Below are 18,722 nucleotides of genomic sequence, written 5' to 3'. Positions count from 1 at the left end.
GATCAGTTCCCTCCCGCGAGCGCGGTGGTGATGAGCAGCGGGCTGACGGCCAGGCCGCTGCGGTGGTGGGCGAAGCGGTGGGCGGTGATCTCTTCCGCGCCGGCGACGTGGCCGCGCAGGCGCAGCGGTCCGAGCCGGAACGCGGTATGCCCGAGCCGCCGGTTCAGCTCGCGCACGTCGAGCCGGTGGTGGGCGAGTTCGTGTGCCACGGCGGCCCGGCGCAGCGCTTCCCGCGTGATCGGCCATCCGCGTGCTCGTGCCAGCTTTTCGACTCGGCGCAAGGCGTCGGTGTACACGACGACGGAGCCGCGCTGATGCTCGGCGAGCACCAGTTCACCGTCGCTGACGCCGCCTTCACGCTCCACGACCTGGACGTCGCCGGAATCGTCGCCCTCGGCCAGTTCGTCACCGTAGGCCAGCGCGATCTCCGCCCAGGTACGCAGTTGTCCGTCGGAACGGTTCTCGTGGGTGGGCGTCGCGCGCAGCAGGCCGACCGCCAGATCGACGTCGCTCATCGGCGATCCTGCAGGATCACGACGACCGGCTCGTCACTCGCGCGGGTCTTCAGCTCGGCCCCGGCCAGCGCGAGCAGCTGGTCCCGGTCGAGCACGCCGGACAGGTCCGCGATCTTGGGTCCCACCAGCAACCACACCGCCGGAGCGCGGGAACCGCCGTCGCCGTACCGGGTGTGCTGATCGGCGAGCGTTGCCAGCCGTGCCTGGGCGGCACCGGCGTCGGAGGTCTCGACGACAGCCCCGGCACCGTGCAGCCGGATCACGCCTTCGCCGTCGACGACCCGCACATGCTGGACCGGTTTCGTGAACCGGCCGAACACTCCGTGCCGCCGGGCCGACGCGGCGAAGACCCGGTGGTGTGCCGTGCTCGCGACGCGCTTCAACCGATCCGGTCCGACACCGATGCTGCGCGCGACGGCGGTTCCGACCGCCTCGTCGTCCACTGTGGACGAGCGATCCTTGGTGCGCAGCTCGGTCGCGCCGGTGGCGACCGCGCGCACCAGGTTGCGCTGCGGGTCGACCGTCACGTCGACCTCGACACCTGCAGGGTCGGCACCCTGCGCCACGACGGCGGCCTCGGCCTCGGTCCGTACGGCGAGGATGTCGGCGTTGGTGGGGCTGGGCACGATCCGCTCGACCGACTCCCGGACCAGTGCCAGCGCGGCGCCGAGCGGGCTGATCACTTCCGCGTGCGCGGCGATCCGCCATTCGTGCCCGGAATCCTCGCCAAGGAACGGGGTGACCGCGGCCGCGCCGCCTCCGCCGCCGACGAGGGTCGGCCGATCCAGCCGATACTCCCGGATCAGTTCGTCGACGACCGCGCGCACCGGCTTCAGCGCCCGGCGCATCACCGTCCGGGCGGCTTCCTCACCCGACGTGCCCATCGCTTCGGCAAGCGGCGCCAGCGCCAGGCGCGCGGATTCCGCCTCCGAACGCGCGTAGGAATCGGCGGGCACGATGCCGAGCGCGTTGGCGGCACACGTCAGCGTGAGCGCGTACCGCTTGCCGTCGGCCGTTTCCAGCGCGACATAGTCACCCGGATCGTCCGGCCGTGGGGAGACGGTGATCAGTTTCGTTCTCTCCAGCGCCGAAGCGGGCGCGAAACACGCGTACGGCAGGCCCGCGATATGCGCGCTGCGTGGGCCGACGTCGGTCACGGCGCGTCCGGAGAACCGGATCAGGGAACCGCCGCCGATACCGATCGTGCGCACGTCGAGGGCGGGCAGGTACGTCTCGTGTCCGCCGAGGTGGGCGTGCCGCACGAGCACTCGCCCGCGACGGACCACGCTGATGTCGGTCGACGTGCCGCCGGTTTCGAGGAACAGCCCTTCGCTGAGCTTCTCCCCCATCAACGCGCCGGCGACTCCGGCGGCGGGCCCGGACAACGCCGTCAGCAGCGGCCTTCGACGCATTTCCGGCAACGACATGACCCCGCCGTCGCCACGCACCACCATCAACGGCGCGGTCACGCCGGCCCGTCGCACACTCGACTCGACCAGATCGGCGGTCGTCACCATGCGCGGCATGATCCCCGCGTTCAGCACCGCGGTGCGGGCGCGTTTCGTGAGTCCGTACAGGCCGGTGATCTCGTGTGTGGCCGTGGCGAGCACGTCCCGCTCCCGTGCGGCGGCCGCCACCGCCCGCTCCCCCGCCGGATCGTCCACACTGAACGGTTCGACGGCGACGATCACCTCCGCCCCCTGGCGGACCAGATCCTCGACGGCTTCGCCCGCGCCGGAGAGCTCACGCACCGGCGCGAACCGCACCGGGAGTTTCCGCCCGGGTGCCAGCTCCATTTTCGCGAAGGCCGCGAGCCGCCGGGTGGCGAACGCGTCGAAACCGGTGCCCACCCCGGCGATCCCGACCGTCGCCACGTCGCCTTCCAGCAACGCGTTGGTCGCCTGGGTGGTGCCGTGTGCGAGGAACGACACGTCCTCCGCGCCGATGCCGACGTCGGCGCGGAGCTTTTCCAATGCCTCCAGGATGCCGTGTGCGACGCCGTCTTCGTGGTCATGGCTGGTCGGGACCTTGACCTGGCCGAGCAACGCGAACGTGCGCGCGTCGACGGCGACGGCGTCGGTGAACGTGCCACCGACATCGATGCCGACGCGGACCGGAGTGGGCTTGGACGTCATCGTCCACCTCCTGGTGAATGGGGGTCAGTAACCGCGGACTTCCGGCCAGCGCCGCTCGACGCCGGCCCGGTCCAGCAGCCGGGCGAACTCCTCGAACCGCGCCGGGTCCTCGCGGACCGCGTGCGGCTCGCCGCCTCCGCGCACCGCGAATCCGGCGAGGTGGCCGGCGACCTCGCCGACGTTCCACTCCACGGGGTGCAGCCGGTGACAGCCGTTGGTGATGTGGGTCGTGCCGATGTTCTTGCCCGCGGGCAGCAGATTCCGCATCCGCTGGGGCAGCAACGCGCCGAGCGGCAGCTCGAACGGGACGCTCGGGACGTCGACGTAGGTGTCGCCCGCGGTCGAGGGATGCAGATCGATCCGGTAGCTGCCGACGCCCACGGAGTCTTCGCGGCGCTTGCGGCCGGTCGGCCCGAGTACGTCGAGCGAAACGTCCTGCTCGACGATCGTCGTCACGGCCCGGATCCGCCGCGCTTCACGCACGTAGGCGGATTTGGCCAGCCCGTCGTCGGTGTCGACGATGTCCCGGCGCAGCTTCAGGCCGGGGAATCCGGTGCCGCCGTCGAGCCGCGGTGCCTCCGTCTGCAACCAGTACAGCACCGACAACGACAGCTGCTTGGCCTCGTGGTGGGCCAGCGCGACGTCCTCGGCGGTGCTCACGCCGTCGATCTCCACCGCGGGCCGCAGCCAGTAGTCGTTGAGGGGCCAGTTCACCAGCGTGATGTCGGAGTCGAAGGCGCCCGGCTGGTGCAGCTTGCGCGCGAGGATCCGGCGGAAACCCCACAGCTCCTTGTCACCGGCGTCGGCGCTCTGGTCCGCGCTCACCGCCAGCGGATCGGTGTCCGGGTTCGGATCGAAGGTGCGGCCGACCGGCGCGAGCGAACGCGGATCCGGCGCGAGGAAGCCGAGCAGCGGGCCGGGCCAGAAGTCCGGCTGGTACTCGCGCCAGAAGCCGTACATCGCCGGCCGGTCGATCGTGTGGTCCTCACCCGCGTGGTGCGACAAGGCGAAGCAGTAGGTGATCCCCTGGAGATTGCCGGGATCCGCGTGTTCCGGGGCGTGCGGTTCGCCGTGGTCGGACTGGGCTTCGGCGCCGATCGCGAATTCGGTACCGGTCAACGGCAGTAGATCGCCGTTCTCGGTCGCGTCGAGCACGTACCGCGCACGCACCGCCGTGCGCTCCCCACCGGGTCCCTCGAAGGTGACGACGTCGACCCGATCACCGCTCACCTCCGCCGCGACCGGCCGATGACGAAGCAGCACGGTGAGCCGTCCGGCGGCCCGGTGCGGCGCCAGCATCGCCTCCAGCACAGCGAGCGCCACACGCGGCTCGTGACACAGCTTGCTGACCCGGCCCGCGCCCGGGTTGAGGTCGGTCAACTCCGCCGCTTCCGCGCGCAGCGGATAGTTCCGCCGGTAGTAGTCACGCACGCCCTCCCGGAAGGCGCGATACGTCGCCGTGCCACCGAAGCGCTCGATCCACGGGTTCTCGTCCGGGGGAACCGCCTGTGCGGTGAACTGACCGCCGAGCCAGTCGGTCTCCTCGGTCAGCACGACGTGATGCCCCGCCGAGGCGGCGGCGAGCGCGGCGGCGACGCCGCCCACCCCGCCGCCCGCGACGAGGATCTCGGTGCCGAGTTCGTACATGGTTCGTCCTATCGGGATCGTGGTGGGCCGACCTGTGCGCCGTCCACCTGTGGGCACCGCAGCAGCTGCTGCGGCGCGGTCGTCTTTTCGGTCACGAGGTCGACCAGCAGCCGCACCGCGCGTCTGCCCATCTCCCGCATGGGGACCTCGAAACCGCTCACCCCGGGCGGGCCGCCGAGCACCGCGAGCGAGAGATCGTCCGGAGTGGACAGTCCGGCGGTGTCGACGGCACGCCGGACAGCGCGGTACGCCGTACCGGTGTCGGTCCCCTCCACCACTACGGCGGTGACCCCGTCGGCGATCCAGCCGCGCACGGTCGTCGCGGTGATCTCCGGACCCTGCAACCGGACGACGCCCGTCCGCGGTGCGGCGCGAAGCACTCCGCGCTGCCGGTCTTCCGACGACGGTGCCTCGTCCGCCTCGCGCACATACCGGATTTCGCGATGACCGAGATCGAGCAGGCGCCGCAGCACCAGCGCGGACGCCGTCACGTAATCGGCGCCGACGTAAGGGATCCGGCCGCCGAGCTCCGGGCGCCGTCCGATGTAGACCAACGGGAAGCCGTCGTCGACGAGCCGGGACACCGGACCTTCCGGAACGTGCCTGCCGAAGAACAGGCAGCCGTCGGCCAGCCGGGTGCGGCGGATCGCGGCCTCCTGCCGGGCGCCCGGTCCGCTGGTGCCGGTGAACAGGATGAGGTCCTGGCCGAGTTTGGCCGCTTCTTCCTCCACTCCGGACAGGATCGGGTGGTAGGTGTCGGCCTCGTCGGTCGGGAAAGCGCTGCGGAACGTGTAGAGACCGAGCAGGTTCGAGCGCGAGCGCGCGAGCCGGGTCGCTACCGGATGCGGCACGTAGCCGAGATCCTGCGCCACCTCCATCACCCGTTGCCGCGTCGACTCGGCCATCCGCACGGAGCGGTTGCCGCCGAGCACCACGGAGACGGTCGCCTGCGACACCCCGGCGATGCGGGCGATGTCCGCCTGCCGCGGCGGACGGTGTCCTGCTGCCATTCCGGCTCCTCGATGTGGGCTAATGCGGTTTAGCCGAGCATCTGTGCGGGATCCGGCGAAATCAAGGAAACCGGCGCATCCTGTCCGGTATCGCCGCTGATCAGGACTAATACGTATTAGCTCCTTGACGCTGCCCTCGTGCAGTCCGAATGGTTGGACGACCACGTCAACGCCGACGAAAGGGAGTGTCCGCATGACCGAGCTGTCCCGACGCGCGGCTCTGCGCGGAGTCGCCGGAGTAGGCCTCGGCCTGGCCGCGATACCCGTCCTGGGCGCCGGGTCCGCGGCCGCGACGCCGGCCGGATTCCCGGAGTACCGGTTCCTGCGCACCGCGTTCGACAAGAGCAAATTGAAGTACAACCCGACCGGCGAACTGATCTTCCCGTGCATCCGCGGTGTCGCGGGCCGGGTCGCGAACCCGCTGGGCCGCTACTACCTGTACTACGCGCCGCACGACGCTCCCGGCGGCATCTGCCTCTCCTACGCCGACAGCCTCGAGGGTCCCTTCACCGAATACGCGAACAACCCGATCGTCAAAAGGACCTGGAAACCGCACTACGACGTCTCGCACGTCTCGTCGTCACACGTGCTGTGGAACGAGGACGCGCGCGAACTGTGGCTGTACTTCCACGGCGAGAACACCACGACCCGGCTCGCCCGGTCGAAGGACGGCATCCACTTCACCTACGACAAGGTCGTGCTGTCCACCTCGATGTTGCCCGCAGGCACCACCGAAGCCTCCTACGCACGGGTGTTCCGGCACAGCCTGCCGTCACGCGGCGCGAAGTACGTGATGGTCTTCATGATCAACGACAGGAGCAACCATCGTTCGATCGGCTGGGGCTGGTCCGCCGACGGGCGGAACTGGACGTTCTCGCAGACGCCGCTGATCCGCCCCGAAGAGGTCGGCGCGAGCAACATCGGCGCGCCGACCATCGCGCAACGCGGCACGTCGACGTACGTGATCTACCACGAGAACATCGAAGCCGGCGGCAACATGCTCATCACCGAGGTCGGCAACGACTTCAGCAAGCGCAGGCATCTCGGCGTCTTCCACGCTCCTCTGCCGGGCGCACCGGACAACGGGCGCTGCGCGGCTCCGTCGTTCGGGACCATGAACGGCAAGGAGTACATGTTCTACGAAGCCGGTGCACGCCTGGACGGCTCGATCGCGATCGCTCGGGCGGTCTGACCTCGTGAGTGGTAGGGACGGTTCTAACCGTCCCTACCACTCACGAGACCAGCGCCACTCGGTACCGCGGTTCTGCCGGGTGCTGGCCACGGCCGGGGGGTTGCGAAAGCCACTTTCGCAACCTTCAACGTTGCGAAAGTGGCTTTCGCAACCCCCCCCGGGCCTCCACAGACCGGGCCCGGGATCAACGGCGGCCGGAAGCCAGTAGGTACGTAAGACACCCTCGGTCACGGGCGCCCGAGCAGTGCCGCGACCGCCTCTCGCGCCTGACGCGCGGGCGCCGGATCACCGCTGATTCCCGCCGTCACGATGGCCCCTTCGGCGAGCAGGTAGACCGGTTCGGTCACCGACCCGCCCGCGGCCCGCACCCAGGTGTCGATCTGCTCGCGAAACGCCTGCTTGTGCGCTCGTACCTCAGCCAGGACCGCCTCGGACGACGAGCCGAGTTCGCCGTGGGCGTTGATCCAGGCGCAACCGCGGAAACCCGGTTCGGCGAACCACTCCGCAAGCCAGTCGAAGACCGAGAGCACCCGCTCGCGGGGATCCGCGACCTGGTCCACATGGGCGGCCAGGCTGCCCCGCCAGCGCTCATCGCGACGTCTGAGCATCGCCACCACGAGGTCTTCCTTGGCTTCGAAGAACCGGTAGATGCGCTTGAGTGACAGGCCGGACGCCGCGCGGACCTGGTCCATGCCGACCGCCTGGATGCCGTTCTCGTAGAAGAGTTTCTCGGCGGCATCGAGCAGGGCTTCGCGATCCACGCGGTTCTGCTCCTCGGTGACGGCGGCCGGCATCGGGTCTCCCTTGACGTTGAGAACGGTCGTTCCCTATCGTAGGTGTCAGACGTAGAGAACGCACGTTCTCCACCCGAGGAGGTTCGACGATGACCGAAGTACGCCAGCCTTGCCCGCCGTTCACGCGCGAGACGGCACTGCGGAAGGTCCAAGCGGCAGAGGATGCCTGGAACACCCGGGACCCCCGCAAGGTGGCGTCGGCGTACACGCCGGATTCGGTCTGGCGGAACCGGGAGACCTTCGTCCGAGGCCGCGAAGAGATCGTCGCGTTCCTGACCGGGAAGTGGGAACGGGAACTGGATTACGCGCTGCGCAAGAACCTTTGGACGTTCACCGACGACCGGATCGCCGTCCGCTTCCAGTACGAATGGCGCGACCAGGCCGGCCGGTCGTGGCGCAGCTACGGCAACGAACTGTGGGAGTTCGACGAGCACGGTCTCATGAGCCGTCGCGAGGCGAGCATCAACGACGTCGCCATCTCCGAAAGCGACCGGCGCATCCACGGCCCGCGCCCGCAGGAGGAACACGGCGCCGACTTCCCGCTCCGGTGAGCCGTTCAGTCCGTGATCGCGGAGATCTCCCACAACCCCAGGGACTTGTCGGCGTAGGCGCCGTCCTCCTCGGTGCACCCCTCGACCAGCACGGCCAGCGGCTCCGGGAACCCGAACGGCTCCCGGCACAGATTCAACGGCCGCCAGTCGCCGGTCACGATGTCGGTGTTGGTCCGCAGTTCGGTGAAGGTCGTGGTCAACAGGTACCGGGAACCGCTCCGCCGCAGGTTGCGCAGGGCCCGCCCGATATCGGCGAAACTGAGATGGACCAGGCAATCCCGGCACAACACGAGGTCGGCCGGCGGCAGCGGATCACCGGTCAGATCGAGCACCCGGAACTCGTGGACCGGGTCGTCCCGGAACCGTTCGGCGTTCATCTCGATCAGGTCGGGAACGATGTCGCCCCCGATGTACCGGTCGAGATCCAGGCCCACTTCACTGAGCCAGCCGTAGTCGCCGCACGGCAGGTCGAGCAGGGTGCGCACGCCGAAACGATCGAGGAGGGCGGGCAGCCGGTCGCTCAGTTCCCGCGTCTGGACCGACTCCGAACCAGGCCCGGAGACCGAGGAGGAACTCCACAACCGGGAGCGGAAGATGTAGGTGAAACGATCCTGGGTCCCCATGCTTTCCAGCTCTTCGGCGACCCGCCGGAAGTTGCGCTGCGCCGTGGTGATCGGTCGTTCGTCCACTCCCGCATCGTAACCTCGTGAGCGAGGGGGCGGTCCGATGACGGAATGGGACACCGAACGCGGCAGGCTGCTGAAGTCGAATGCCGGCGCGCTCGCCAGGACGGCGTTGACGAACGTCGTACGCGAATATCCGCACCACGAGAGCCACTGGCACCTCGAAGGCGTGCCCATTCGCTCGCCGAAACTGTCGCACCCGTGCTTCTACGGCAGTTTCGACTGGCATTCCTGCGTGGAGATGTTCTGGGTCCTCGTGCGTTTGCTCCGTCATCACCACGAACTCGTGCCCGCCGACGAGATCCGCGGCCTTCTCGGCGAGCACCTGACCGCCGAAGCGCTCTCAGGCGAGATCTCCTACTTCGCCCCTGAGGAGCAGCGGAACACCCAGCGCCCGTACGGCTGGTCGGCACTGCTGGAACTCACCTGCGAAGTCGCCACCTGGGACGACCCGGACGCCACGCGCTGGTCAGCGGGATTGCATCAGCTGAGCGCGGTCTTCGTGAACCGCTACCTCGACTGGCTTCCCCATGCCACCTACCCGATTCGGTACGGGGTGCATGACAACGGCGCGTTCGGGTTGTCCCGCGCTCTTCCGTACGCGGAGTACCTCGCCGACCACGGCGACCCGCGGCTGCACCGCCTCATCGTCGAGACGGCTTGGCGCTGGTTCGGATCCGACCGCGATTACCCCGGATCCTGGGAACCGTCAGGAGCCGACTTCCTGTCCCCCGCCCTCGCCGAGGCGGAGCTCATCTCCCGCCTGATGCCCGCGGCCGAGTTGGCGGATTGGCTGGACGCTTTCCTTCCTGGCATCGCGGAACGGAAACCCACGCCCCTCTTCACCCCGGCGACCGTGACGGACACCTCCGACGGACAACTCGCCCATCTGCACGGCCTCAACCTGCACCGGGCGTGGTGCTGGCACCGCATCGCGGCCGCACTCCCCGACCAGGACGACCGGATCCCTGCCATCCTCAAAAGCACACACGCTCATACCCACGCTTCGCTCGCGCAGACCGCCGGCGGCGCCTACATGGTCGAACACTTCCTCGCCTACTACGCGCTCCTCCTGCTCGGTTGAGCAGTCACTCGCTGTTGGTGAGCCGAGCGAGGCGACTACGGGCGGACACCCGCCTGTTCGAGTGAACCCACCGTGAGCACGGATGCTCGAATCTTGTCGACGTTGGGCGAAGTTCGACTGTACTCGGCAGTTGCGATCAGCATTTCGCACAATGCGAGAACGCGACGCGCGAACACATCGACGTCGGCCTCCACCTGCGGACTTCCCTGCCGCCGCAAATGCCCCCGATGACACCGGGAAGGCAAGATGCCGGGCCGCGGAGGCCTGCCGGCGGCACTGGTCCATTCGGTCCCACCCACTACTTTTAGTAGTTTTCGTGGTCACCCAGACCGTTGAGCGACGCGTGCATACCGTTCATCGAGACACACGCAGTACTACTGAACGGTCACAGTCTGCTTTCGCCAAGATGTCCTCAGCCGCACCGGTCAAGAACCGGTAACGCACGCGTGGCCCCCTGCTGTCACAGGAGGCCACGCGGATGTCCATTCGCCCGCTCGCTAGAACAAGGACAGGACGGTCGTGACCTTACAGCCCGACAACACGAAGACACCAGACAACGAGCCGCCCCAACGGGTCAAAGTCGTCATCGAACACGCCGAAAAGCCGGTTCGGCGAGTCGCGACGTCCGCGGAGATGATCCGCACGGCGCGGCCGCTCCTGAGGACACCGGGACGCCATCGCAAGGAGCCGGCGCGCGATGGCTGGCTCTGCCTGGCGATGGCAGTCCTCGCCGGCTGGGCCCCGACCCTGCGGATGTGTCTCCTGCTGACGCTCGGTGGCGGAATCGTCGTCGGCGTCGTCAGGATCAGCAGCCCGCAAATCGGGGTTTCGGCGGGGACCAGTGTGGGTCTCCTGACGCTCTTCTGCGCCTGGATCGTCAAGTCCCGCCAAGGAAAACAGCGGCGAGAGCCGAGTCTGTAGCGAATCGCGCCCCGTGCCCGCCGCATCACGGGCACGGGGCGCCCGGCAATGTCGGAAAATCTCCCCACGCACGCGGCGGCGTCCGGTTGAATGATCGCGAACGCCGACATGTGAGGAGATCTCGTGCGGAGAGCTAGAAGACTGGGGGCGCTGGCCGCTTCGGTGCTGGCAGCGACCATGGCACTGGGCAGTCCGGCGACGGCCGAAACCGTGCAGTCGTTCCACACCTCGCTCGACCCCGCTTCGGTGCGGGAGTCGATGCGCTATCTGGTCGAGAACTACCGAGTGAGCGAGCAGGAGGCGTTGCGGCGTCTGGAACTCCAGACCGACAGCCTGAAACTGGACGAACTGCTCCGCCGCGACCGCGGCGCGGAGTACGGCGGCATGTGGCTCGACCAGGACAAGGGGCAACTGGTCGTGGCGATGACCAAGCCCTCGGCGGCCGAGCCGTATCTGAGGGCGATGCCCGCCCGCTCCGCCGTTCGCACGCAACAGGTCCAGCACTCGTTGCAGCAGCTGACGGCGGCGAGGGAACGCGTCGCGGCCAAGGTCGGCGCCGGCCCGGACGCGGTGTACCTGCCTTCGGTGAGCGAGTCCGAAAACCGTGTCGTGCTTTGGGAACGCGGCTGGGTGGCGCAGGAGAAGGCGGCCGTGCGGGCCGCGGCCGCCGAGACGAACGCCGCGCACCAGGCCGCGGCGGCGGAATCCGGCATGGTCGTCTCACGCGTGCTGAAGAACCCGAACGCGCTGTCCACGGCGAACGTGGACCTGGGTTTCTGTCATCCGCTCTACTGCACGAACTACGGCCCGATGCGCGGCGGCCTCCGGCTGGACATGAAGCGCGACAACGGCACCTGGGGTGGTTGCACCAGCGGCTTCAACCTGCGGTCCACCGGTGGTGGTTTCCCCGGCAAGGGCTGGGTGCTCACGGCTGGGCACTGCATGCGGACCAAGACCAACAACACGCCGACGCAGCACAACGGCAACGACGTGCTGCAGCAGCACGGGATCGAGAAGAGCTCGTACCCGTACGACTACGCGGCCCTGCCGTACGTGAACGACGCGGCGGCGACGCAGTGGCTCGAAGGCCAGACCGGCCGCAACCGCGTGCTGAAGTACTGCCGCAACGGCGGTATGGACAGCAACGGTGACACCCCGTGCGGCGCGCAGGCCACCTCGGTCGACGAGTACATCACCAGTGCCCGCAAGCTCGCCGACATCAAGGCCGGGTATGTCGTCTGCGCCTCCGGGACGGCGTCGAGCGCGGTGAACTACCCCGATTCCGTCGACAGCGGCGCGGGCGCCGGCTACCTCGTCGGGACCCGCTGCGGACGCGTCCTCTCCACGGACGTCGGCATCAACACCGACCTCTGCGCCCGTCCGGGTGACAGCGGCGGACCGCTGTTCAGCCAAGCCGACCACGCGGCACTGGGCATCCTCGTGGGCAACCAGCAGTCCCGATCGGGCCCCTGCCAGGCCGGTGAGCTGAACAACTACGCGCCGATCGAGACGATCACCACCGACCTCAGCGAACGGATCGCCAGCCAGGGCTCCACGTTCGCGGTGATCACGACTCCGAACGGCTGACCTCGCAAGTACGTGTAGGCGCCCTTCGCCGTGGCGAAGGGCGCCTACACGTTGGGCCGTAATGCCGTAACTCGCGTGATGCGGCTCCAATCACGCGAGTTACGCCTTCAAGCACGCGAGTTCGCTGTTCAAGCACGGCGGGCTGCCCGGGCGGACTGCGAAGAGGTCCACGACGTCCTCCGGGCGTTGCCGCTACTCGAACCTACCTTCACGCGGTCAGCAGAGGACCTTCGTACCGCAGCGAGTCGCCCTCGCCGTACACCCGGACCGTCAGCTCCGGCGGCTCCCACGGGGCGAAAACCTCGTCGACCGTCTGGGGCACCGGACCGAGATCCACATCCACCGCGAAGGTGTGCGCCACGATCGCGGCCTGGACGACGTCGCCGTCCGGACCGGTCACCTCCAGCCGCGTCACTCCGGTGTCGATCGCTCCGAGCACGCCCGGCCGTCTGCTCCACACCGCGAACCCGCGCTCGCCGGTATCGCTCCCGTAACCGGTGCTCATGATGTTGAACAGCGTGCGCTCTCCCTCCCGGAAGACGCATTCCGCCTCGACACCCGAATCGTGGTAGGCCAGCATCCGCCCGTCCGCGGTACTCGTCCCGATCCGGGCTCCGGTGTGCCACCCCGCGTGTGACACCGCCTCCGTCGATCCCGCGACCTCCGCGGACCGGTAAAGCTCACAGAGAGCCGTCAACTCCGCTATCCATCGTGTGGTCTCTTCATCACTTGCCGGGGCCACTACGCGTGCGCCCTCCTCCCTGACTGTCCACAATGGTCAGGTTCGAGGCTGGCACACCCGGCTGCCGGCCACATCGGGGTTCTCCCGGAGATCGGTCCGGCCCGCTGCACGGTTCGGTGCAACCGGCGCCGCGCGGTTAGGCCGAGCAGAGCAATCTCGCGGGTATCCCGTCATGGGTGTTCCGGTCACCCGTCGGAGTGTCGTGACACTCCGACGCGAAGAGGGACGACCGATGACCGCGCAGCGCACGATCACGGACGAGATCGGCGAAATCGGTGTCTGGCTGATGGGCGAATTCGGTGGCCGCGTGCCCGCGGCCGTGATCAGCCGGGTGCTCAACGCGAGTAAACGTGACCTCGAAGGCCGTATCGACCCCGAAGAGCTGGGCGAGATGTTCCACGCCCTCTGCCGGTTCCGCCTTCAGCGGATCGTGGCCGCGGACGAGCGGATCACCGTCAAGATCCCCGTCGTTCGCCCTTCGTGATGGTCTTGAGCTCCACGTACTGGGCGAGGCCGGCGACGCCGTACTCGCGGCCGATTCCGCTGGCCTTGTAGCCACCGAAGGGACCGTCGAAGCCGATCGGTGCACCGTTGACGGTGACGGTCCCGGTGCGCATCCGCCGTGCGACGGCGAGCGCGCGGTCCTCGTCCGCCGACCAAACACCGCTGGAGAGCCCGTACTCGGAGTCGTTGGCGATGCGGACCGCGTCGTCTTCGTCCTCGTAGGGGATGACGACCAGCACCGGCCCGAAGATCTCTTCCTTGGCGATGCGCATCGTGCTGTCGACGTCGGCGAACAACGTCGGCGTGACGTAGTTGCCCTTGTCCAGGCCTGCCGGGACTTCGGACCCGCCGGTGACCAGCCGCGCGCCCTCGGCGACGCCGATGCCGATGTAGTCGCGCACCCGCTGCCGCTGATCGGGCCGCACCATCGGGCCGATGAAGGTCTTCTCGTCGGCGGGGTCGCCGACCACGAGCGATTCCATCATCTCCTTGAGCCGGGCGACGACCTCGTCGTACCGGGCACGCGGCGCGAGGATCCGTGTCTGTGCGATGCAGGCTTCGCCGTTGTTGAGCAGCGATCCGAATTTCAGCCCGGCGATCACGTCTTCGAGGACGGCGTCGGGCAGGATCACGGCCGCGGATTTGCCACCCAACTCCAGGCTGACCCGCTTCAGCCGCTCCCCCGCCAAAGACGCGATCCGGCGGCCGGCGGCGGTCGAGCCCGTGAACGCGATCTTGTCGACGCCGGGGTGCTTCACCAGGTACTCGCTGGTCTCCCGGTCCGCGGGCAGCACGCTGATCACCCCCGCCGGCAGCCCGGATTCCGCCAGCAGGTCCGCGAGCAGGCTCATGCTGAGCGAGTTCTCGGGCGAGACCTTGAGGACGACCGTGTTCCCCGCGAGAAGCGCCGGAACGATCTTCGCCATCGACGCGGAGAACGGCGAGTTCCACGGGATGATCGCGGCGACCACCCCGATCGGTTCGCGACGCACGATCGAACGGAACGGCGACGAGGGGTCCGAGGGCGTGAGTGTCTCTTCCCACCCGAAGTCCTCGGCCGCCTTCAGATACGAAACGGCCATCCGCCCCACTCCGGGCTGCCCGGCACGCGTGAACCAGAGAGCCGAGCCGTTCTCGGCGGAGATCAGTTTCGCGATCTCGTCCGCGCGAGCCGCCCGCAACGCGTTCAGCCGCCGGAGAACCTCGATCCGTTCCCCCGGCGAGGTCCCCGGCCACGGACCTTCGTCGAAGGCGGCCCGAGCCGCGGCGACGGCACGGTCGACGTCCGCGGGCAGTGCTTGGACGACCCGTCCCAGCACCGATTGGTCGTGTGGGGACACGATATCCAGCCTCGTCGGCTCGCTCGGCGTCGTCCACTCGCCGCCGACGAAGAGCTTGTCGTTCGTGATCACCGTCTGCCTCCATAACTGTCACACCCAAGTGGCACTTAACCCCATTAACGCCACGCCTGCGTGATACATTCCCGGCATGAGAGCTGACGCCGCCCGCAATCTGGAAGCCCTCCTGACGACCGGCGCGCGGATGCTCGCTCAGGACCCCTCCGCCTCCATCAGCGCGATCGCCGCCGACGCCGGCGTAGACCGTCGCACCGTCTATCGGCGGTTCGCCTCGCGCGAAGAACTCCTGGCCGCCATCTACGACTCCCGGCTGACCGCGGTCGAAAAGGTCGTCAGCGCCGCCCGGTTCACCGAGACGGCGATTCCCGTGGCCCTGCACCGCTACGTCGAAGGCATCATCGAAGTCAACCGCCGATGGCCGGTCGAACTGACCCGGATGCGCGCCGAACCCTCCATCCAGGACCGCCGGAGCCGGCTTTCCGCCGAGGTGGAGACGTTCCTCCAGCGGGCCACCGACGAGGGGTTCCTCCGCGCGGACATTCCCAACGGCTGGGCGGGCCGGCTGCTGATCCAGCTGCTCCACCTCGCGTCGCAGGAGGACATGGACGCCCCGCGCGCCGCCGATCTGCTCGTCGAGACGTTCCTGAACGGCGTCGGCGCTCGCTAGCGCCCCCTCCAGGAGGATCGCGTCGAGCCACGTCGTTGCTTCGTGACGGGGTCGCGACCTCCTTCGCCTGCTGACGACCTCGGCCCGATCAACGATGCGGAGCGCGTCCAGCATGTCCGCTAAGAACTTCGTCACCCACGACCCCCACGAAGGGGCGACGTCACGCAGAGTGTGCGAAGGTGACGGCATGGCCGCTTCGCGCAGACGATTCCCGGTGTCCTGGACCACCGTCATGCCGGTCCTCGCCATAGTCGTGCTGGCGCTGAGCTGGGGCCGTGACCTGGGCCCGGTGCCCGTGGTCATCGTCGCGCTCGCGCTCGGCGGCACGGTGCTGGCGGCGGTGCACCACGCCGAGGTGGTCGCGCATCGCGTCGGGGAACCCTTCGGCTCGCTGGTGCTGGCGATCGCGGTCACGGTCATCGAAGTCGCGCTGATCGTGACGATGATGTCCTCCGGCGGCCCCGAGGCCGGGACCCTCGCCCGCGACACCGTGTTCGCCGCGGTGATGATCACGATGAACGGCATCGCCGGCATCTCGCTCATGGTCGGCGCCCGCCGCTACGGCGAGACGCACTTCAACCCCGAAGGCAGCGGCGGCGCGCTCGCCACGGTGGCGACGCTCGCTTCGGTCAGCCTCGTGCTGCCGACGTTCACCACGAGCACGCCCGGTCCGGCCTTCAACGGCACGCAGCTCACCTTCGCCGCGGTAGCGTCGCTGCTGCTCTACGGACTCTTCGTGCTCACGCAGACCGTGCGCCACCGTGACTTCTTCCTGCCTGTGGACAGCGAGGGCTCCGTCAAGGAGGAAGAGCACGCCGAGCCACCCTCCAACAAAGCCGCCCTGACCAGCCTCGGGCTGCTGCTGGTCGCCCTCGTCGCCGTCGTGGGCCTGGCGAAGGTCGAGTCGCCCGCGATCGAAGCGGGGGTCCGCGCCGCGGGTTTCCCGCAGTCGTTCGTCGGCGTCGTGATCGCCATGCTGGTGCTGCTGCCCGAGACCCTGGCCGCGACCAGGGCCGCGCGGCGCGACCGGATGCAGACCAGCCTGAACCTCGCCTACGGTTCGGCGATCGCGAGCATCGGGCTCACCATCCCGACCATCGCACTGGCGTCGATCTGGCTGGACGGCCCGCTGATGCTGGGCCTCGGCGCCACGCACATCGTGCTGCTGGCGCTGACGATCGCGGTCAGCGTGCTGACCGTCGTCCCCGGCCGCGCGACACGGCTGCAGGGCGGGGTGCACCTGGTCCTGCTGGCCGCGTTCCTGGTGCTCGCCGTCAGCCCGTGACACGAGTCCTCTTCGGACGGTGTTCTGTCGGTGGTCCCGGGTAATCTCTGCCCCGTGAACGCTCGGGACCGCATCCAAGAACTCGCCGATCAGATCGTCGTCCTTCGCGACGCCTACTACCGTGGCTCGCCGAAGGTCGCCGACGCCGACTACGACGCGATCGAAGACGAATTGCGCGGGCTCATCGAGGCGAACCCAGAGCTGGCCCCGGATCCGAACCCGCTCGAGCAGGTCGGCGCGCCCGCCATCCTGCACGCGCCCATCCGGCACTCCCGCCCGATGCTGTCGCTGGAGAAGGCGACGAAACCCGAGCAGGTCGAGGCGTTCTTCGCCCGGTTCCCTGGGCAGCCGGTGGTCGTCATGCCGAAGCTCGACGGCCTGTCGCTGGCGCTGGTCTACGAGAACGGCAGGCTCGCCAGGGCGGTCACCCGCGGCGACGGGACCACGGGCGACGACGTGACCATGCTGGTCCGGGCGCTGACCGACGGCGTCCCGGACAAGGTCGACGCGCCCGGCCGGGTCGAGGTCCGCGGCGAGGCGGTCATGCTGCGCTCGACTTTCGCCGCCTACAACAAGGTCCACCCGGACAAGCCGCTGATCAACCCGCGCAACGCCGCCGCCGGCACCCTGCGCGCCAAGGATCCAGCCACCGTCGCCGAGCGGCGCCTCCAGTTCTTCGCCTTCGACCTCTCCACCGAACCGGAAAGCGCGGAAACCGATCTCGACGGCGCGCTCCGGACGCTCGGGTTCGCCGCCGCCGACATGCGTCACTGCGAGGACGCCGAGGCGGCCCAGGCGGTCATCACGAACATCGAGCAGCAGCGCAACGAGCTCGACTACGACCTCGACGGTGCGGTGCTGCGTCTGGCGGATCGCGACGCCTACGCCGCGGCCGGGACCAGGTCCAGCTCACCGCGTGGCGCGCTGGCGTTCAAATTCGCCGCCGAGGAGAAGACGACCGTGCTCGCCGATGTCGTCTGGGACGTCGGCAAGACCGGCAAGATCGCGCCCGTCGCTTGGCTGGAGCCGGTGTTCGTCGGCGGGGGCACCGTCACCCGGGCGACGCTGGCCAACCAAGAGGTGATCAAGGCCCGCGGCATCAAGATCGGCGACACGGTGCTGGTACGCCGCGCGGGCGACGTGATCCCGTTCGTGGCGGGCGTTCTCGACGCGGCCAAACGCACCGGCGAGGAACGGGAGATCGTGCCGCCGTCGGTCTGTCCGTCGTGCGAAGAACCGTTGACCGAACAGGGCAACAGCCGGGAACTGTTCTGCACCAACGTCGCCTGCCCCGCCCAGACCGTCCGGCGGCTGATCCACTGGTCGTCGCGCGCGGCCGCGGACATCGACGCGATCGGCGGGGTCTGGATCGAGCGGCTCGCCGAGGCCGGGATTCTCGAGCACCCGTCGGACTTCTATCGCCTCACCAAGGAAAAGCTGCTGGAGTTCGACCGCATCGGCGAGATCTCCGCCAGCCGCATGATCGAGTCGATCGACGCGAGCCGGGCCGTCGGACTGCGCCGGGCGCTGATCGGGCTCGCGATCCCGATGGCCTCCGAGGGCACCGCCGCGCGCCTGTGCCGGGCAGGGTTCGGTTCGCTGGAAGCCGTCGCCGACGCCGGCGAGGAAGGCCTTGTCGCCGTGGAGGACATCGGTCCCAAGGTCGCCGCGTCCCTGATCGAGCACCTCACCCGGCTTCGTCCCGAGCTCGAGCGGCTGCGGGAGGTCGGAGTCTCGCTGGACGTACGCGAAGAAGACCTGCCGCCGGTCGTCGCGGCCGGTGCGCCGCTGGAGGGCAAGACGGTCGTGGTCACCGGCTCGATCAGCGACCCCCGCTCCGGCGAGAAGGTGCCGCGCCCGACCTTCCAGCGGCTGTGCGAACGGGCGGGCGCGACCATCGCGTCTTCGGTCTCGGCGAACACGGACATGCTGATCACCGGCGCCGACGTCGGGGCGAGCAAGCTCACCAAGGCCGAAAAACTCGAAGTCGAGGTCGTGGACCAAGGGGTGGTCTGGGGTCAGTTGATCGAGGCCGGGGTCGTCTAGC

General features: G+C 68.8%; 17 protein-coding genes. 9 read left to right on the top strand and 8 right to left on the bottom strand.

Annotated elements, in window-relative coordinates; translation table 11 throughout:
• Window positions 1-2: 2 nt before the first annotated feature.
• From NQK81_RS00630 to NQK81_RS00615, 4 genes are read right to left on the bottom strand one after another with little or no spacing between them, the layout of a single operon-like run.
• Window positions 3-515 (bottom strand): hypothetical protein, encoded by a 513-nt coding sequence (locus NQK81_RS00630; protein WP_257486532.1) that lies wholly within the window; start codon window positions 513-515, stop codon window positions 3-5.
• Window positions 512-2,650 (bottom strand): hydantoinase/oxoprolinase family protein, encoded by a 2,139-nt coding sequence (locus NQK81_RS00625; RefSeq protein ID WP_257486531.1) that lies wholly within the window; start codon window positions 2,648-2,650, stop codon window positions 512-514. The genes NQK81_RS00630 and NQK81_RS00625 overlap by 4 nt, the downstream gene beginning before the upstream one ends.
• Before the next feature lie 24 nt (window positions 2,651-2,674).
• A complete protein-coding gene (locus NQK81_RS00620; RefSeq protein WP_257486530.1) occupies window positions 2,675-4,297 on the bottom strand; it encodes an FAD-dependent oxidoreductase in 1,623 nt (540 codons plus the stop codon).
• An 8-nt stretch (window positions 4,298-4,305) separates the two neighbouring features.
• Window positions 4,306-5,307: a LacI family DNA-binding transcriptional regulator gene (locus NQK81_RS00615; RefSeq protein WP_257486529.1), complete on the bottom strand. Its 1,002-nt coding sequence runs from the start codon at window positions 5,305-5,307 to the stop codon at window positions 4,306-4,308.
• Window positions 5,308-5,500: 193 nt separating this feature from the next.
• On the opposite strand from NQK81_RS00615, the gene NQK81_RS00610 reads away from it, so the two are divergent.
• The gene (locus tag NQK81_RS00610; RefSeq protein ID WP_257486528.1) at window positions 5,501-6,499 is read left to right on the top strand and encodes a glycoside hydrolase family protein; all 999 of its coding nucleotides are present in this window, start codon (window positions 5,501-5,503) and stop codon (window positions 6,497-6,499) included.
• 227 nt (window positions 6,500-6,726) lie between these two features.
• Here the strand turns inward: NQK81_RS00610 and NQK81_RS00605 are convergent, their stop codons facing one another.
• Window positions 6,727-7,293 (bottom strand): TetR/AcrR family transcriptional regulator, encoded by a 567-nt coding sequence (locus NQK81_RS00605; protein ID WP_257486527.1) that lies wholly within the window; start codon window positions 7,291-7,293, stop codon window positions 6,727-6,729.
• A gap of 89 nt (window positions 7,294-7,382) precedes the next feature.
• On the opposite strand from NQK81_RS00605, the gene NQK81_RS00600 reads away from it, so the two are divergent.
• Window positions 7,383-7,844 (top strand): nuclear transport factor 2 family protein, encoded by a 462-nt coding sequence (locus tag NQK81_RS00600; RefSeq protein WP_257486526.1) that lies wholly within the window; start codon window positions 7,383-7,385, stop codon window positions 7,842-7,844.
• 5 nt (window positions 7,845-7,849) lie between these two features.
• Here the strand turns inward: NQK81_RS00600 and NQK81_RS00595 are convergent, their stop codons facing one another.
• Entirely contained in the window at window positions 7,850-8,533 is a 684-nt protein-coding gene (locus NQK81_RS00595; protein ID WP_257486525.1) for a class I SAM-dependent methyltransferase, read from the bottom strand.
• 37 nt (window positions 8,534-8,570) lie between these two features.
• Between NQK81_RS00595 and NQK81_RS00590 the strand changes: the two genes are divergently transcribed.
• The 3 genes from NQK81_RS00590 to NQK81_RS00580 all read left to right on the top strand — a co-directional run bounded on the left by NQK81_RS00590 (window position 8,571) and on the right by NQK81_RS00580 (window position 12,119).
• The gene (locus NQK81_RS00590) at window positions 8,571-9,611 is read left to right on the top strand and encodes a DUF2891 domain-containing protein (RefSeq protein ID WP_257486524.1); all 1,041 of its coding nucleotides are present in this window, start codon (window positions 8,571-8,573) and stop codon (window positions 9,609-9,611) included.
• A 519-nt stretch (window positions 9,612-10,130) separates the two neighbouring features.
• On the top strand, window positions 10,131-10,532 hold the full coding sequence (locus tag NQK81_RS00585; RefSeq protein ID WP_257486523.1) for a hypothetical protein: 402 nt from the start codon (window positions 10,131-10,133) through the stop codon (window positions 10,530-10,532).
• 123 nt (window positions 10,533-10,655) lie between these two features.
• Window positions 10,656-12,119: a trypsin-like serine protease gene (locus NQK81_RS00580; RefSeq protein WP_257486522.1), complete on the top strand. Its 1,464-nt coding sequence runs from the start codon at window positions 10,656-10,658 to the stop codon at window positions 12,117-12,119.
• 208 nt (window positions 12,120-12,327) lie between these two features.
• Here NQK81_RS00580 and NQK81_RS00575 read toward each other — a convergent pair whose 3' ends face one another.
• Window positions 12,328-12,759, bottom strand: coding sequence for a hypothetical protein (locus tag NQK81_RS00575; RefSeq protein WP_257486521.1), 432 nt, complete (start codon window positions 12,757-12,759; stop codon window positions 12,328-12,330).
• A gap of 334 nt (window positions 12,760-13,093) precedes the next feature.
• Between NQK81_RS00575 and NQK81_RS00570 the strand changes: the two genes are divergently transcribed.
• On the top strand, window positions 13,094-13,345 hold the full coding sequence (locus NQK81_RS00570) for a hypothetical protein (protein ID WP_192744192.1): 252 nt from the start codon (window positions 13,094-13,096) through the stop codon (window positions 13,343-13,345).
• On the opposite strand, the gene NQK81_RS00565 is transcribed toward NQK81_RS00570, so the two are convergent.
• A complete protein-coding gene (locus NQK81_RS00565) occupies window positions 13,317-14,777 on the bottom strand; it encodes an aldehyde dehydrogenase (RefSeq protein WP_257486520.1) in 1,461 nt (486 codons plus the stop codon). The two genes, NQK81_RS00570 and NQK81_RS00565, sit on opposite strands and share 29 nt — an antisense overlap.
• Window positions 14,778-14,853: 76 nt before the next feature.
• Here NQK81_RS00565 and NQK81_RS00560 point away from each other — a divergent pair, with 76 nt between their 5' ends.
• From NQK81_RS00560 to ligA, 3 genes are all read left to right on the top strand, one after another.
• Complete coding sequence (locus tag NQK81_RS00560) at window positions 14,854-15,390, top strand: TetR/AcrR family transcriptional regulator (RefSeq protein ID WP_257486519.1); 537 nt, start codon at window positions 14,854-14,856, stop codon at window positions 15,388-15,390.
• A 187-nt stretch (window positions 15,391-15,577) separates the two neighbouring features.
• Complete coding sequence (locus tag NQK81_RS00555; protein WP_126733073.1) at window positions 15,578-16,675, top strand: calcium:cation antiporter; 1,098 nt, start codon at window positions 15,578-15,580, stop codon at window positions 16,673-16,675.
• A 54-nt stretch (window positions 16,676-16,729) separates the two neighbouring features.
• The gene (gene ligA, locus NQK81_RS00550; RefSeq protein WP_257486518.1) at window positions 16,730-18,721 is read left to right on the top strand and encodes an NAD-dependent DNA ligase LigA; all 1,992 of its coding nucleotides are present in this window, start codon (window positions 16,730-16,732) and stop codon (window positions 18,719-18,721) included.
• Window position 18,722 lies beyond the last annotated feature (1 nt).

The organism is Amycolatopsis roodepoortensis (genome assembly GCF_024628825.1).
GTDB lineage: Bacteria > Actinomycetota > Actinomycetes > Mycobacteriales > Pseudonocardiaceae > Amycolatopsis > Amycolatopsis roodepoortensis.
Note: the sequence above shows the minus strand (reverse complement) of the source record. Positions and strands in the feature narration are given on the sequence as shown.

Coding starts and splice junctions, on each gene's coding strand:
- NQK81_RS00555 (WP_126733073.1), top strand. CDS start 15,578: ATGGCCGCTTCGCGCAGACGATTCCCGGTGTCCTGGACCACCGTCATG.
- NQK81_RS00570 (WP_192744192.1), top strand. CDS start 13,094: ATGACCGCGCAGCGCACGATCACGGACGAGATCGGCGAAATCGGTGTC.
- NQK81_RS00605 (WP_257486527.1), bottom strand. CDS start 7,293: ATGCCGGCCGCCGTCACCGAGGAGCAGAACCGCGTGGATCGCGAAGCC.
- NQK81_RS00615 (WP_257486529.1), bottom strand. CDS start 5,307: ATGGCAGCAGGACACCGTCCGCCGCGGCAGGCGGACATCGCCCGCATC.
- NQK81_RS00625 (WP_257486531.1), bottom strand. CDS start 2,650: ATGACGTCCAAGCCCACTCCGGTCCGCGTCGGCATCGATGTCGGTGGC.
- NQK81_RS00560 (WP_257486519.1), top strand. CDS start 14,854: ATGAGAGCTGACGCCGCCCGCAATCTGGAAGCCCTCCTGACGACCGGC.
- NQK81_RS00620 (WP_257486530.1), bottom strand. CDS start 4,297: ATGTACGAACTCGGCACCGAGATCCTCGTCGCGGGCGGCGGGGTGGGC.
- NQK81_RS00610 (WP_257486528.1), top strand. CDS start 5,501: ATGACCGAGCTGTCCCGACGCGCGGCTCTGCGCGGAGTCGCCGGAGTA.
- NQK81_RS00630 (WP_257486532.1), bottom strand. CDS start 515: ATGAGCGACGTCGATCTGGCGGTCGGCCTGCTGCGCGCGACGCCCACC.
- NQK81_RS00600 (WP_257486526.1), top strand. CDS start 7,383: ATGACCGAAGTACGCCAGCCTTGCCCGCCGTTCACGCGCGAGACGGCA.
- NQK81_RS00590 (WP_257486524.1), top strand. CDS start 8,571: ATGACGGAATGGGACACCGAACGCGGCAGGCTGCTGAAGTCGAATGCC.